The following is a 14909-nucleotide window of genomic DNA, read 5'->3' as shown; positions in this document are numbered from 1 at the left end:
TCGTACCAAGGAATGTCTAGCGAATCGTCGAACTCTGGACCAGCTTCCCTCCACAGCCGCATCTCTTCTGGGTAATAGGCTTCAAGCATCTCCATTGGAGTCCAGCCAGCCGAAGGTGGCATCGGCAGCTGAGGCGTGTTCGAAGCTTCTGCTTGGGGAAATCCGATGCTCATCTCAAAATCACTTTCGATTCCGAATCGGAATGCGAGTTTCCACTCCATTCCATCTCAGCAAATCCGTGAGATGGATTTAAGAGTGCTTGCCCGTCGCTCGCTCCGCTACTGTGTCCTACGCGCAACTTCCTAAGTACCGCCAAGCCTTCTCTAAAGGCCTGTATTCGCTGTACCTTTCATTCACGCGGTACCAGCTTGGCAGGCGAACCATGATCTCCACGCCCCAAGCTCCCCAGCTCCCGCCTCACCTTCGCGAGGTCAGCGCCCTCCTTGGAGTCGGCTTGTTGCGGCTCCGGCGCCGCACCGTCGAGGATATCGACCTAGACGCCGCACAGGCCGGCGACCAGGGAGAGAGTTCGCTACACTTCCGAGCCGACCAGAGCATGTATGCGAACCGGAACAACCGGAGACCCGCATGCCCCGCATAGCCAAACAGCAGGCCCCACAGGCGCCGGCGCCTACCATCGCCACCATCCCGCCGGCGGACGTCCTGGGCCGCCTGGCCGCCCTGCAGGCCGCGCCCATCGCCGATCTCAAGAAACAGTGGCGCGATTTGTTCGGCAAGGAGCCGCCGCCCTTCAGCCGCACCTACATCCAGAGCCGGCTGGCCTACCGCATCCAGGAGCTGGCCTTCGGCGGCTTGAAGCCCGAGACCCGGACGCGCCTTGAGGCGCTGGGCGAGCAGCTGGACGGTGGCAATGTCGTCCTCCGCCGTATCCGGGCCGACAGCCGGCCCCTGCCCGGGACGCGGCTGGTCCGGGAGTACGATGGCGTCCAGCACGTGGTGACGGTTCGGGCTGACGACTTCGAGTACGAGGGACGGCCTTACCGGTCCCTCTCCGCCATCGCCCGGCACATCACCGGCACGCGCTGGAACGGCTGGACCTTCTTCGGGCTGAAAGGGAGGCCAAGCGCATGAGCCGACGCAAGCTGCTAACCGACAGCGTCATGCCGGCGTCGGTCAAGAAGCTCCGCTGCGCCGTCTACACCCGCAAGAGCACCGACGAGGGCCTGGACCGCGAGTTCAACACCCTCGACGCCCAGCGCGACGCCTGCGAGGCCTACGTCGCCTCTCAGCGTGCCGAGGGCTGGGTGCTGGTCCGCGACCGGTACGACGATGGCGGCTTCTCTGGCGGCACTCTGGAGCGGCCGGCGCTGCGGCGGTTGCTGGCCGATATCGAGCAAGGTCGGGTCGACGTCATCGTCGTCTACAAGATCGACCGCCTCAGCCGTTCGCTGATGGACTTTGCCAAGCTGGTCGAGACCATGGAAGCGCACGGCGTCACCTTCGTCTCGGTCACCCAGAGCTTCAACACCACGACCAGCATGGGCCGGCTGACGCTCAACATCCTCCTCAGCTTCGCGCAGTTCGAGCGTGAGGTGATCGGCGAGCGGATCCGGGACAAGTTCGCCGCCTCGCGTGCTCGCGGCATGTGGATGGGGGGCAAGGTGCCGATCGGCTACGATGTGCGGAATCGCAAGCTGCTGGCGAATGAGGTCGAGGCGGCGCGGGTGCGGCGGGTGTTCGAGCTCTTCGTCGAGACGGGCTCCGGCACGGAGACTGCCAAGCGGCTCCAGGCGGAAGGTGTGACAAGCAGGTCGGGCCGGCCGCTTGATAAGGGCGATATCTACAAGCTGCTCAACCTCAGGACCTACATCGGCGAGGTCACGCATAAGGGGCAGGTCTACCCTGGCGAGCATGAGGCGATCGTGCCGCGGACGCTATGGGACAAGGCCCACGCCACGCTGCAGGTTAGCCCAAGGGCCCGAGCCGCCCAGAACCGGCAACATGCGCCGGCGCTGCTGAAGGGCTTGATCTTCGGCACCGATGGCCGGGCGCTGTCACCGACCCACGCCAGGAAGAATGGGCGCCTGTACCGCTACTACGTGGCCCAGCGGGTGCTGAAGGGCGATGCGGTCGAGGACGATGGCATCGTGCGTCGGGTCTCGGCTGCCCAGATCGAGGCGGCGGTGGTGAACCAGGTCCGGGCGCTCCTGCGGCAGCCCGAGATCATCGTTGGCACTTGGCTGGCAGCGAGGGCCGAAGCGCCGGACCTGACCGAGATGGAGGTGAGGGATGTGCTGGAGCGGCTGGACCCACTCTGGGGTGAGCTGTTCCCGGCTGAGCAGGCGCGGATTGTGCGGACGCTGGTGCAGCGGGTCGTGGTCGGACCGGGTGGCGCTGACATTCGGCTGCGGGTCGAGGGGCTGGCGAGCTTAGTCAGGGATCTTGGCGTGCTGGTTCCTGGTGCGGAGCGCGTGGCGGTATGAGCGTGGCGGCCAGCATCACGGTCCGGGTGCCGCTCGCCATCCGTCGGCGGTCTGGGCGGAAGACAGTCGTGACGCCAATGCAGCAGGGTGTACCGGCTGTCGCTACGCGGACGGACCCAGCGTTGGTGAAGGCACTGGCGCGGGCGTTCCGGTATCAACGGCTGCTGGATGAGGGACGGTACGCCTCGATCAGCGAGATGGCGGAGGCGGAGCGGATTGAGCGTGGCTATCTAGGCACGCTGCTGCGGCTGACACTGCTGGCGCCGGGGATTGTCGAGGCAATCCTCAATGGGCGGCCGCCAGAGAGCCTGGACCTTCCGCGGCTCCTCGAGCCGTTCCCGATGGATTGGTCAGCACAGCCCAGCGCGCTCGCGGCTGGCGTGGCCCCCTCCCGCTTCGGCCTTGATTGACGGCCCTCAACCGAAATCAGACTTCCGTTCGAGCTGGTTCGCGCTGGTTGTTGCTGCGCAGCCCCCTCGCCGCGGCCTACTCCGCCTCGAAGGGCGGGGTACGGCGCCTCACCAAATCGGCCGCACTCCGCTGCGCGCGCGAGGGGCTCGGGATCCGAGTGAACTCCGTCCACCCAGGCTGGGTTGGGACGCCAATGGCTGAGGGGCTGTTCGCTGGCGGTGCGGAGCCGGCGGAGGCGCGCCGCCGAATCGAAGCGCTGCACCCAGTCGGCCATTTGGGTGAGCCGGACGACATCGCCTTCGGGATCCTCTATCTCGCATTAGACGAGGCGACATTCGTCACCAGCGCCGAACTCGTGATCGACGGCGGGTACACAGCGCAGTAGGCCGGGCGTCAGGCTCAGAGCAGGTGCCGTGCGAACCAGTCGCGCGCGACGGCGCTCGACTCCTGGAAGCCGGCTCCGGTGTACGGCTCAAAGTGCCCACCCTGGATCAGCACCAGCGACTTTGGCTCCAGCGCGCGGTTATAGGCGTCGAGCGCCAGGTCGGTCGGAGTCAGCGTGTCGTGCGTGGCAACAATCATGAGCAGCGGCGTCGGGCTGATCCGCGTTATCCAGGTGCCCGGCTCGTACTCGCGTAGCATCTCTGCGCTGCGCAGCGTCACCTCGTTGCGCCAAGCCGGGGCACGTTCTTGGGTGGCACTGAAGAACGCCCAGGGCTCGGTGCCGGGCATGGCACAAGCCGCGGCGGCATCCTCCGCCACTACGGGGATCACCGCTGATGGGTGTCCAGCGAAGCGTGCATCACGGTCGGCATCGAAGCGTGCAAGCAGGGCGGGCAAAAGGTCGGCGCGTGCGCGGCGGCTCGCTCCGATGGGCCCGGAGATTAGCGGCACCTGCGACACCACACACCGCACGCGCCGGTCAATCGCGCCGAGCATGAGGACGTGCCCTCCACTGTAGCTGGTGCCCCATGCACCGACGCGGTTTTCATCCAGCTCAGGAAGGGTCCGGGCGTAGGTGATGGCATGCCGGTAGTCGCGGACCTGCTGGAATGGATCGGTCTCCTGGCGCGGCTCGCCGCCGCTGGCGCCAAATCCGCGATTGTCAAAGACGAGCGCGGCCAAGCCAGCTGCGGCAAAGACCTCGGCGTAGCGGTCGAGGTACTGCTCTTTCACCCCTGTGAAGCCGTGCGCCATCACAATCGTCGGGTGTTGTCCGGCATTGTCGGGAAGATAGAGCCAGCCGCGGAGGGTAGTCCCCTCCGCGTTGAAGGCGATGTCCCGCCGCATTGAGTCCTCCCCGCGCCTCTCAATGCAGCATTCCACTCCCTCCGGCTTCGTAGATGCAAGCGTTCCAAGAAGGTGGAACGCAACGTCGTTACCTGAGGGGCACCGTTAGGGGCTACTCCCTGCCTGCAAAAGACCTGTGCGAATGTCTGCATGAAGCCGCCCTTAGCGGCAGCCTCGCATGGTCGAGAGAGGCAGTTGGCGAAAAGGACGGCCGACCGGTCGTCGGTTCGCCTGGAGGCGCTGAGGGCGATGCAACCAAGGATACCAGGATCACAGTCCGGGTGCCGCTGGCCATTCGGCGCCAGCCGGGGCGGAAGACGGTGGTGACGTCGGTGCAGGACGAAGCGCCGGCGGTGGCCACGCGCGCTGATCCGGCACTGGTGAAGGCGCTGCCCAGGGCGTTCCGGTACCAGCGGCTGCTGGATGAAGGGCGGTATGCCTCAACCAGCGAGATGACGGAGGCGGAGCGCATTGAGCGAGGGTATCTTGGGACACTGCTACGGCTTACGCTGCTGGCGCCTGACATAGTTGAGGCAAATGTGGACGGGCGGCATTCAGTGGAGGTCAGGTTGCCAGGGCTGCTGGAGCCGTTTCCAAGTGAGTGGCAGCTACAACCTGCCACACTTGCGCAGGCTGCCTGTGGCATGTTGGCACGCACCTGATGCTGACAGCGGGCCCGAACTCGCCCGAACGGCGGCGCCGTAGTCGAGATTTGGCGCCGCCCAGCTTATATTCATATGGTCGCAGAGGTCGAGGGAACCTCGCCTTGGTTCCCCGCATCACGCACTCACTGCTTGGCGATGTACGCGCGCGCAGTTGCAAGCTCCGGTCGCGCGCCATCTTCCGCACGCGCCGCAATCTCGAGGAGGTGGGCGTAGTGCCGGCGCGCTGCCTGAGCATTACCCGCCATTTCCGCTGCTCGGGCAGCGCCATTGACGGCGCGGAAACGGCGTGGCTCCGTCTCTTGCACCGCCTCGAACTCGCGCTGTGCCTCAGCGGGACGGTCCACCAGTAGCAGTATTTCGCCGAGCTGCTCGCGGGCAGGCATGAGAGGCCCTGGCGTCACCGGATGCTTGTCCGTCCGGCTCTCTCGTTCCGCCGCCTCGCGCAACAGGGCTAGGCTCTCTTCGCGCCCACCGCGGGCGAAAGCGACCCAGCCCTCGGCAGCGAGACGCAAGATCTCCGTCTGCTCTGCCCAGTAGGCATCGCCGCTGTCGCGCAACGCCGTGGCAGCAGCCTTCAGTGCTTCAATGTCGCCGCCAGCGGCGTCCGGACGTCCAGTGCGGGCAGTGCCCACCGCGCGCGCGAAGTACGTGTTCGCAACCACGAGGGGCGCTGTCTGCCGACCCATTTCCAAGGCTGCCGCCTCCTCCCAGGCACCCCGCTCCAACGCGTAGCGCGCCGGCATCACCGTGAGTGCCCAAGCGAAGATCGGTGCGGGTGCGTTCCAGCTGGCGAAGCGCGGCAGCTCCGCGAGCGTGCGACGTGCCGCCTCCAGCTGTCCGGTCTGAAGATAGCCATAAAGCATGTAGTCGAGCGCGTGGATCTCGTCGAACGGCGACCGTCGCGCCCGCGCTGTCTCGGCCGAGCGCCGGTTCGTCTCGATCGAGTCCTCCCATCGACCGACACGAGTAAAGATGTGGGAGGGCATGTGCAGGGCGTGGGGCGCGTCCGCGGCGAGGCCGGCGTAGCGCTCGGCAGCGGGCAGGCCACGCCGCGCTAGCGCCGGCACGTCGTAAGTGTGGATGAGATAGTGGACTACACCTGGGTGCTGCGGTTGGCGAGCGGCCTCACGCTCCAGGATCTCGGCGGCCTTGAGCTGCCTTGTATATGTCTTGTCGGTCGGCGACGCGGCCATGGCGAGCGCAAGCGCGTAGTGAATTGCCACCTCTGGGTCGTCCGGAAAGCGTCCGTGCAGCCGTCCCATTGCATGCTCGTAACGCTCCAAGCGGGCACGGTGCGTCGCTGGGTTCTCATCGCCGTAGAGTTCTGACAGGGCGTCGATCAGGCTGGTCTCGCGCTCACTCTTCGCCCCGATGCGCCGCGCCTCTGCCAGCACAGCCCGGCCCTGGCGCAGGTTGGCTGCTGTGGTCACAGTAAAGGGGTTGACCAGCAGCGCCATGGCCTCTCCCCAATAGGACATGACGCAGCCCGGATCGCGCTCGCGCACACGCTGGAAGGCCTCCTGAGCGGCCTCGTACCAAAAGGAGTGCTGCAGCTTCATTGCCGCGTCGAAGGCAGCCTGCGCCTCCGGCGTGCAGCTAACCGGGAAATGCACCTCGCCGAGCGTGGCCGGCGCCGGGGGAGTGCCGCCATGGGTGTGACCGTCGTGGTGTTGTTGCGCCTGGCCGAACGCCGGGCACAACGCGACGCCGAGGGCAAGCGCCCAGCGGTTGGCGTGGTTCCGCATTGCTTCCTCCCTTGCTGGGGCAGCCTCGAGCGGGCGCCTCCAACGCCGGAGCGTACACAGCCCATTGCATCTGCACCAAGGTGAAAGCTACGGCGCCCAAGCCACCCCTATGCATTTGTCTCGTGCGGCAACCATCAAGGTGTTCTAAGGGAGGCTGCCGGACGCTGCCGCTTGAGCCTTTGCCGCTCCAGATGATCCCTTCATCCGGCGCGGCGGCCCTGGCGGATAGCAATCGAGACCTGCTCCAGCTGCGGCCCATCAGAACCGGTCTCGCTTGTTGCATTCGGAAAGGTCTGGATTCCGTTTGCCTCAGCTTGAGGAGTGGAAAAATACAAGGTCTGCTTTTGAAGCAGCTTTCCATTCGGATTGGGCAAGTCGCGCGCCTCGCTCGGGGCGGAATGGACCGCTGTCCGTTCGAGTCGCTGCCGCGGAACGCAGCAATTTGGCGATCTCCGTCGACCACTAGTGGATGGCACCTGACGGAAGATACCGCCCAAGACTTCCTCAGATCGCTCGCGAAAAGGCGTGCGCGTGTTCCGCGGCGCCCAGCCTAGCCTGGATCGTGCAGTCGGACCGCCGAGGGCCTGCCTCCGGCGCGATGCCGCGCTCGGGAGGGACACGACCGATGCCCGAACTCCAGTTCCACGAGTCCGTCGCGGCCGGGTATGACCGCGCGGTCGGGCACATGACCCGGCAACTCATCCCGCCCCTGCTGCGTACCGCGCGCCTCGCGCCCGGTATGCGCGTTCTCGAAATCGCCACTGGGACCGGCATCGCCGCCGAGGCCGCGGCCAAAGTGGTCGGGCCTTCCGGCCACGTGGTCGCGGCCGACATCTCCCCCGCCATGGTCGAACGGGCGCGCGAGCGGCTGGGCGGCCTGCCGAACGTCTCCTTCTCCGTCGAGGACGGCCAGCGCCTCACACTCGTGGACGAGAGCTTCGATGCGGTGCTCTGCAACATGGGGCTGATGTACTTCCCCGACCCCGCACGGGGCCTCGCGGAGTTCCGCCGCGTGCTTCGCCCCGGCGGGCGTCGGCGGTCACATGAAGCCCGGGTTGCTCGGCAGGTAGCGCGACCAGTCCCCGAACGGCCGGGCGGAGAGCAGGACGAAGGGCTCGTCGATCTGGAAGCCGAGCCTAAATGCCACGTCCAGCATCCGGTCGGCCTTGCCCGGAACTACCATCGAGACCTGCTTCGGCTGCACCTCCAGCGCGCCGCGCACGGCCGCTTTCAGGGCCTCCACCGCCTCCACGCCCGGCGAGACGGCGAGCGGGCCGACATGGCCGGCTCCCGAGACGTAGGCGTAGCCCACCGGCCTCCCCGCCTGCTCTAAGCGCAGCGCGCGAGCCGCGACGCCGCCGAGCTGGAAGGCGTGGTGCGACTCCCGCCGGAAGCCCAGCACCGCCTCGTCGATCCCGTCCAGCCACTCTCGCGGGCCAGGCCAGGGCTCGATCGGAACCGCTTCCAGGCCGGGGGTGGCGATCCGCTCCGCCACAAGCGGCGCGGGCGCGACCAGTCGTAGCAGCGGTTCGCGCGGATACAGCCCGTTGCGGATGTAGAGCCCCGTCGAGGCCGTGTTGTAGGCCATGGTGATCAGCGCCCGGTTCTCGGCGCCGTTCTCCTCCGCGTGCCGTATGATCCTGGAGAGCAGGGCCTGTCCGATGCCCATTGACTGCATGCCGGGCTGGACGAAGAGCTGCGCGAGGAACCAGAACCGCTGCCGCATCCAGGCGAAGGCGAACCCTTGCAGCGCGCCGTCCGCCTCGGCCACCCAAAGGTTGGATGAGGGCTCGGCAAACGAGAAGGTTTGGAACAGCGGTGGGCCCAGCGCGATGCTGGGCGTTAGGCCGTGCCGCACGCGCAGGTCGTTGTAGGCGTCCTGGACGATCCTCGTTGCGGGTGCGAGGTCTTCGGCCCTCGCGGTACGATAGGTGATGTGCATGCTTCACCTCGTCTCGAAGCAGATCTGCTCGGGACCGACATTCTGCCGATTGTCATGGCGAGAAAGCAAACCTCCCGGTGCCGCCCCTCGACCCGGTGGGGGCCCGTCCGCCCAAACGGGGAGTGCCTGCGGGCGTTTTGCCACCTTTCGGGAGGGTGGCGCTCGTGCTGATGGACGAGCAGTGGGCGGTGCTCGGCTCCGATAGAGCAGAGGGTTGGTGAGGCGCTCGGCCACTCGCGCGGCGGTATGGCAAATGCCTGCGTGAATACCGACAGCATGGGACGGGCGGTTGCCTTCGCACTGGCACACGGCCAGGCGCACGAACTGCCGCAGGCCGTCCCGCTGTTGGTCCGCCTGCCCTACATGCCGATGTGGGTGGTGGCCGATCGCGGCTACAGCAGCCATTCCGACCTGCCGCGACGAGGCCCTGGTCGCCTGTCCGGAGCCGATCTACAACAACCGCAAATGCATCGAGCGCCCTTGGGCGAGGCGGAACGAGTGGCGGGTTGTCGCCACCAGATACGAGAAAATCGCCGCCTCCTTCCTCGGCGTCCTCTCCCTCGCCGCCGCTCTGGACTGGCTGAGGCGCTCCGCCGCACCCGGGCGGTAATCTTCGGGACTGGCTGGCGCTATCCATTCGGAGCTAGGCACACTGTGCTGCTCGGGCCAGCATCAGGCCTAACGCTCAGGGAGGCGAAGCATGCAAGCGCATTGGCAGGCGCTCACCGTGCTGACGGTCGCCCGCACCAGCATGGGATTCCAGTTCCAGTCCATTGCTTCGGTCTCCCCGGACCTCGTGATGCAGCTCGGCCTGACCTACGCCGATCTCGGTACGCTCATAGGTCTCTACTTTCTGCCAGGCCTAGCCTTGGCCTTACCAGGTGCGGCACTCGGCCGACACTTCGGAGACAAGCGCGTGGTCAGCTTCGGCCTGCTGCTGATGGTCGCTGGCGGGCTTGCGACGACATGGGCCTCGGACTTCGCCTCGCTCGCAGCAGCTCGATTGCTGTCTGGAGTGGGCGGCGTGCTGCTGAACGTCCTCATGGCCAAGATGGTGACGGACTGGTTCGCCGGGCGTCGTGAGATCGTGCTGGCCATGGCCGTCTTTGTGAACTCCTTCCCAATCGGCGTGGGGCTCGCCACCCTCTCGCTAGGGACGCTGGCTGGCCTTGCTGGCTGGGGCGCGTCCCTCGCGGCCACTGCGGCACTTGCACTCGCAGCGTTGCTCCTTCTTACCCTCGCCTATGCGAAGCACCCAAACGACGGCATAGGCACCACGGTGGGTGGCGTGATCTCTGCGCCAGAGGCGATGCTGGTCTGCTTAGCGGGCGCGGTATGGGGGATCTTCAACGGCGCGTTCGCAGTGATGTTCGGCTTCGCGCCGACCTTTCTTGCGGGCGAAGGACTCAACCCCACCCAGGCGGGCCTGCTCGTTGGCGTCGCAACGTGGCTGGTCGCGGCCTCTGCCCCGGTTGGTGGGATCATCGCCCAGACCTGGGGACGGCCAGCTATGCTCATGGCTGTCGGCGCCCTGGGCTGGGCCGCTTGCCTTGCCACACTGGCCTTGGCGATTGGGTTTGCCGGTCCCGCTCTCATCAGCGCAGGACTGCTCATGGGCCTGCCCATCGGGGTCATCATGTCTATGCCCTCGCAAGCGCTGCGGCCGGAGAGCCGGGCAGTCGGCATGGGGCTGTTCTACACCTGGCTTTACGTCGGACACGGCTTTATGCCGCCCGCGGCGGGCTGGCTGCAGGATCTCACGGGTAGCGCGGAGCTGCCATTGCTCCTCACGGCGATGCTCGTCGGCGGAATACTACCACTTTACGGGCTGTTCCAGATTGTTGCCCAGCGCCGTTACCGCTCCGACTGCCCCAGGCGCTAACGGGCCCTAGACATCTTTGCTCGAGGCAAGTCCTTTTCTACTCGACTGATCCTCAATCATGCTGCAAATCTTGGCTGCAAGCGTGTCAAGCGCGAAGGGCTTCGTCACCAGCGCCATACCCGGCTCGAGTACGCCATTACCGAATGCGGCGTTCTGGGCGTAGCCGGTCATGAACAACACCTTCAACTCGGGTCGGATCCGGCGCGCTGCATCGGCGAGTTGACGTCCGTTCATGCCCCCGGGAAGACCCACATCAGTGACCAACAGATCGATGCGGGTATCCGTCTCTAGTATGCGCAGCCCCGCTGCTGCGTCCGGAGCTTCGAGTGGCGTGTAGCCCAGTTCCTCCAGCACCTCGACGACCAGTAGGCGTATCACCGCCTCGTCCTCCACGACCAGTACGGTTTCCCCCGCCACCGCACATGGCTGCCGCGCCTGTACTTCCAGCTCTGTTTCACTCTCCGCTGGGCCGCGGTGACGAGGAAGGTACAGCTTCACCGTCGTGCCGCGTTCCTCCTCGCTGTAGATCCGGACATGACCGCCCGACTGCCGAACAAAGCCGTAAACCATAGAGAGCCCGAGACCGGTCCCTTGGCCGAGCGGCTTGGTCGTGAAGAACGGATCAAAAGCACGCCCTACCACGTCTGGCGGCATACCCATGCCGGTGTCGGTCACGCAAACCGCTACGTACTGCCCTGGCTCAACATCCCGTTGCGCCGCCGCGTAGCTGTCATCGAGGTGCGCGTTCGCCGTCTCGATCGTGAGGATGCCACCTTCCAGCATGGCATCGCGGGCATTGATGCAGAGGTTCAGCAGCGCATTCTCAAGCTGGTGCCGATCGCACAGTGTCGGCCAGAGCCCGCCGGCTAGCACCACCTCGACCCGGATGGCGGGCCCGGCGGTGCGCCGCACCAGATCTTCCAGAGAGGACACCAGGCGGTTCACATCGACGGGCTTCGGATCGAGCGGCTGGCGCCGGGCGAAAGCGAGCAGGCGGTGGGTGAGTGCAGCCGCCCGGTCGGCCGAGGTCAAGGCAGCGTCAACGTAACGGCCGAGATCAGCCGTGCGGCCCGCCGCGGCTCGGCTGCGGAGCATGTGCAGACTGCCCACCACGCCTTGAAGTAAGTTGTTGAAGTCATGCGCTAGGCCACCGGTCAGTTGGCCGATGGCCTCCATCTTCTGTGCTTGGCGAAGCGCCTCCTCAGCCCTGAACCGCTCCGCCACCTCCTCCGCCACCCGCCGCTCGAGTGTCTCGTTGAGGCGCTGCAGATCCGCCTCGGCTGCTGCCCGCGCTGCGATCTCGCGCTGCGCAGCCTGGTACAGGCGGGCGTTATCAATGGCCACCGCTGCTTGCGACGCGATACCAACGACCAGGTGCTCGGCGCGCTCACTGAAGATCCCCGGTTCAGGATGTCCGAAAAACAACCCTCCCAGCACTTCGCCAGAGCGAGATGAAACGGGAACCGCCAGGTAGCTCCGAACCGGAAGGTGGCCCTCCGGCATGCCGTGATGGGGCGCATTCTGGCCATAGCGTGGGTCCGTCAGGATGTCGCTCGAGCGGACGATCCCCTCGCCGGCCAGGGTTGGTCCAAAGACGGCAGTGCCGCGCGGCATCGGGAACCGCTCAAAGGCGGAGCGGGGTGCGCCCGAGAGGGAGTAGAGGGAGAGGGCCTCGCCGCGCTCGCTGGTGGTGTTGTAGAAGAACGCGCCGAATGCGGCGCCCGAGAGCTCTGTCGCGGCGTCGGTCACCGCCTGGACAATGCGCTCAAGGTCGAGCTCAGCAGCCAGTAATGCGCCCGTGCGGTTCAGTACCTCTAGGCGGTGTGCTTCGTCGCGTAATGCGTCAATGGCCGCCCTCCGGTCGGTGACGTCGACCAGCAGGCCGTCCCAGACTAGGGATCCGTCCGGCATCCGGCGAGGGGCCGAAACGATGCGGCCCCAGCGGGCTTGCCCGTCGGCACGAGTGAAAGGCACTTCGCGATCAAAGTGCGCAAGATCACCGATGGCTGCCCACTCGGCGGCAGCCAACTCCTCCCGGTGCTCCGGGGCAATGGTTTGGTAGAGCGCCCCGGGGTCGGCCAGTGCCGCCTCGACCGAAACACCGGTCAGGCGCTCGCAGCCGCGCGAGACGTAGACAAAGCGGCGCTCCGAGCCATCGCGTTGCATGGCGAGCTGGTAGACCATGCCGGCGGGCAGATTGTCGGCCAAGGCCCGCAGCCGCGCCTCACTTTCGCGCAGCTCTGCCTCGACCCGAAGCCGATGGATTGCGGCGCCGAGTAAGCCAGCCAGGGACCGCAGGAAGTGCTCGTGCTCGTGACCGAAGCAGCGTGGCGTCGCGGCGTCCACCTCCAGTACACCCCAGGCACCGGAGCCGGCCGGGACTGGTACGTTGAGCAGCGAGACGATACTGTGCTGACGCAGCACCTCGGAATACTCAAAGCCCTCGGCCCTGGTTATATCGGCAACCGAGACGGTTTCACCGGTCTTTAGTGCTCGCCCTGGTGGCGAAGTCATGCCGGCCGAGAGCGTCGTGCGGCCAACCACCCCAGGGGCCCAGCCCACACCAGCGCGGACGAGGAGGTCGCCTGCCTCCGGACGGTACTGCAGCACCTTGGCCCGTTTGACACATAGCCCTAGTGCGGCATGCTCGGCGGCGTCGGCGAGCAGCCCGTCGAGATCACGTCCCTCCTCAAGAGCACGGCTGCCGAAGGAGGCAACAAGGGCCTGACGCCGAGCATCATCCGATGACGCAACATCTGGGTCGTCCTGGCGATCCATCCGGTCCCACTGAGGTTAGATGTGATGGGTCTTTAGCAGACCTGAGCACTGTGGCGGTCCAGTAACTCGGCCAGGGTGCCGCGCCATTCCTCGCGCTTGGCCCAGGCGATCGGTGCGGCGATAACCTACTGCGGCATAGGATTGGCGACCGCCTCCGATCAGGGTGGACGCGGATGGTCTATCGGCGTCGCCATCAGGGGCAAGGGCTTGGGGGCGGAGACGCCAATCTCATCAGTAGCTTCGACCGGCAAGCGATAGGTACGCTGAATAAGGTGCCGATGCTCCGTCCGAAGATCCTGCATTCTCAACGCAGTAAAGCTTGAGGGTTAAATTGCCCTACCCTCAAGGTCCGGAGAGTCTTCGGCATTTCGGAGAGAAAACCCGGCTCTGTTCCGCTGCTGCACCATCAAGGTTGCCGCAGAAACCCAGGCCAAACCTGCGCCTCAGCGCGGTGGTCCGGTTAGGAGAGACAGGTTGTGTGGAAGCCGACTGGAGCGGGAGTAGAGATTCGAACCCTTGGCCCCAACCTCGGGCGGAACGTTTTAAAAAAGTCTCGATCACTATCAGCGGTTTGGGTTTGGACGTTCAGTACCAGGACCCACCCTCAGCCGTTCGGCGCGGATGGTGATCGTTCCAAAAGCATGCGGTTGATCAAGATGTACGACCCCATTACGGCCTAGCTCCAGCCCTGCCATCAGAGTCGCCGCCAGCGCCGCCCGTCGTTGCAGCTGAGACTTGGCTCGCTCCTCCGACGGCGGCGGCAGGAAGGCAGTGAAATCAGCCCCCTCCCCCAATGTCGGCAGCAAAGCGCGCATCCGCTCCAGCGCATCCGGCACCCGCCACAACGCCGGCGGCCGCGGCCGGTACACCCGGTCCCGGTGTGGCAGCACCAGCAGCCGCAGGCAAGCCCGCAACAGCTCTGTCGTGTCCGCAGGCGGTGGTGCACTGGCCATGGTGGCTGTAGCAGGCTCCGCCTCGCCGCGGGCAAAGACCTGCCGCCCCAGCTGTGGCCGCCGCTCGAGCCAATCCGCCAGACGGTTTGCCCACTCCCGGTCGGCCAGCCGCCGGCGTAGATCCTGCGCCTCGCGCTCCGCCTCGACGATCTCCGCCGCGGCGGCCGGCAGCAGCAGGCGCGAGCGCAGCAGCGTCAGCCAGGCCGCCATGATCAGCCAGTCCGCCAACCGCGGGAGCGGTACCCCCCGTTGTTCGATCGCTACCGCGACCACCGCTTCGAACTGCTCGGCCAGGGTGGCGACCGAGATCTGCGCCAGGTCCATCCGCTGCGCCCGCGCCAGCTCCAGCAGCAGGTCGAGCGGACCCTCATAGGCCCCGAGCCGCAGCGCCGGCGCGCCGCTGTTACCGACCGCGGCCGGTGCGGCGTCGAGGAAGGCCTCGGCGCTGTCCGCCTTGTATCTCACAGTTGCCTCCCGGTGGTGAGCCGGCGAGGCTGACGGCGGACGGCAGCCCGAGACCGCCTGGGGTGAATGAGCCCGTCTCTGAGCTGGGCGCCGTCCGTCGTCCCATCCGGGAACCCGAACGGTCGCCTGGGCCGCTGCCGAACGGCTGCGAGCCCGCATTTGCAAGGACGGGTCATGGACCAGCTTCCTACTGCGGCGCACAGCTTTGTCGGCATCGACGTTTCCAAGGACCGCCTCGATGTGCATCTCCGCCCATCGGGCCACGCCTTCGCCATCCCGCGTGATGGTCCAGGTCTCGACCAGCTCTTGGCGCGGCTGCGGGCCGAACCACCAG

General features: G+C 66.3%; 11 protein-coding genes and 3 pseudogenes. 8 read left to right on the top strand and 6 right to left on the bottom strand.

The features are described from left to right. The first annotated feature begins 588 nt into the window (after positions 1 to 588). From EP26_RS23335 to EP26_RS33480, 4 genes and pseudogenes are all read left to right on the top strand, one after another. On the top strand, positions 589 to 1092 hold the full coding sequence (locus EP26_RS23335; RefSeq protein WP_084112843.1) for a DUF2924 domain-containing protein: 504 nt from the start codon (positions 589 to 591) through the stop codon (positions 1090 to 1092). Next, a complete protein-coding gene (locus tag EP26_RS23330) occupies positions 1089 to 2444 on the top strand; it encodes a recombinase family protein (protein ID WP_084112841.1) in 1356 nt (451 codons plus the stop codon). The genes EP26_RS23335 and EP26_RS23330 overlap by 4 nt, the downstream gene beginning before the upstream one ends. Next, a complete protein-coding gene (locus EP26_RS23325; RefSeq protein WP_043342236.1) occupies positions 2441 to 2854 on the top strand; it encodes a hypothetical protein in 414 nt (137 codons plus the stop codon). The genes EP26_RS23330 and EP26_RS23325 overlap by 4 nt, the downstream gene beginning before the upstream one ends. Before the next feature lie 50 nt (positions 2855 to 2904). Next, a pseudogene (locus EP26_RS33480) lies at positions 2905 to 3240 on the top strand (SDR family oxidoreductase); the annotation flags it as partial. Between the two features lie 14 nt (positions 3241 to 3254). Here the strand turns inward: EP26_RS33480 and EP26_RS23315 are convergent. Then, positions 3255 to 4145: an alpha/beta hydrolase gene (locus tag EP26_RS23315; protein ID WP_043342235.1), complete on the bottom strand. Its 891-nt coding sequence runs from the start codon at positions 4143 to 4145 to the stop codon at positions 3255 to 3257. A gap of 281 nt (positions 4146 to 4426) precedes the next feature. Here EP26_RS23315 and EP26_RS23310 point away from each other — a divergent pair, with 281 nt between their 5' ends. Further along, positions 4427 to 4807: a hypothetical protein gene (locus tag EP26_RS23310; RefSeq protein ID WP_245624488.1), complete on the top strand. Its 381-nt coding sequence runs from the start codon at positions 4427 to 4429 to the stop codon at positions 4805 to 4807. Between the two features lie 125 nt (positions 4808 to 4932). Here the strand turns inward: EP26_RS23310 and EP26_RS23305 are convergent, their stop codons facing one another. Continuing rightward, on the bottom strand, positions 4933 to 6555 hold the full coding sequence (locus tag EP26_RS23305; RefSeq protein WP_052389564.1) for a tetratricopeptide repeat protein: 1623 nt from the start codon (positions 6553 to 6555) through the stop codon (positions 4933 to 4935). A 200-nt stretch (positions 6556 to 6755) separates the two neighbouring features. Then, positions 6756 to 6929 (bottom strand): hypothetical protein, encoded by a 174-nt coding sequence (locus EP26_RS35175; protein WP_157033702.1) that lies wholly within the window; start codon positions 6927 to 6929, stop codon positions 6756 to 6758. Positions 6930 to 7024: 95 nt separating this feature from the next. Here EP26_RS35175 and EP26_RS38675 point away from each other — a divergent pair. Continuing rightward, positions 7025 to 7579: pseudogene (locus tag EP26_RS38675) on the top strand (class I SAM-dependent methyltransferase); the annotation flags it as partial. Positions 7580 to 7594: 15 nt separating this feature from the next. Here the strand turns inward: EP26_RS38675 and EP26_RS37660 are convergent. Beyond that, positions 7595 to 8497, bottom strand: coding sequence for a GNAT family N-acetyltransferase (locus EP26_RS37660; protein ID WP_043342233.1), 903 nt, complete (start codon positions 8495 to 8497; stop codon positions 7595 to 7597). A gap of 219 nt (positions 8498 to 8716) precedes the next feature. Here EP26_RS37660 and EP26_RS33470 point away from each other — a divergent pair. Both EP26_RS33470 and EP26_RS23290 read left to right on the top strand, forming a co-directional pair. Further along, positions 8717 to 9107: pseudogene (locus tag EP26_RS33470) on the top strand (transposase); the annotation flags it as partial. Positions 9108 to 9197: 90 nt separating this feature from the next. After that, complete coding sequence (locus tag EP26_RS23290; RefSeq protein ID WP_043342232.1) at positions 9198 to 10379, top strand: MFS transporter; 1182 nt, start codon at positions 9198 to 9200, stop codon at positions 10377 to 10379. A 6-nt stretch (positions 10380 to 10385) separates the two neighbouring features. Here EP26_RS23290 and EP26_RS23285 read toward each other — a convergent pair whose 3' ends face one another. After that, positions 10386 to 13157, bottom strand: coding sequence for a GAF domain-containing protein (locus EP26_RS23285; protein WP_084112835.1), 2772 nt, complete (start codon positions 13155 to 13157; stop codon positions 10386 to 10388). Between the two features lie 563 nt (positions 13158 to 13720). Further along, complete coding sequence (locus EP26_RS23280) at positions 13721 to 14575, bottom strand: segregation and condensation protein A (protein ID WP_052389563.1); 855 nt, start codon at positions 14573 to 14575, stop codon at positions 13721 to 13723. Positions 14576 to 14909: the final 334 nt, after the last annotated feature.

Source organism: Belnapia moabensis DSM 16746 (assembly GCF_000745835.1).
Lineage (GTDB): Bacteria > Pseudomonadota > Alphaproteobacteria > Acetobacterales > Acetobacteraceae > Belnapia > Belnapia moabensis.
The sequence above is the reverse complement of the archived record's forward strand: the minus strand, read 5'-3'. Positions and strand labels throughout refer to the sequence as shown.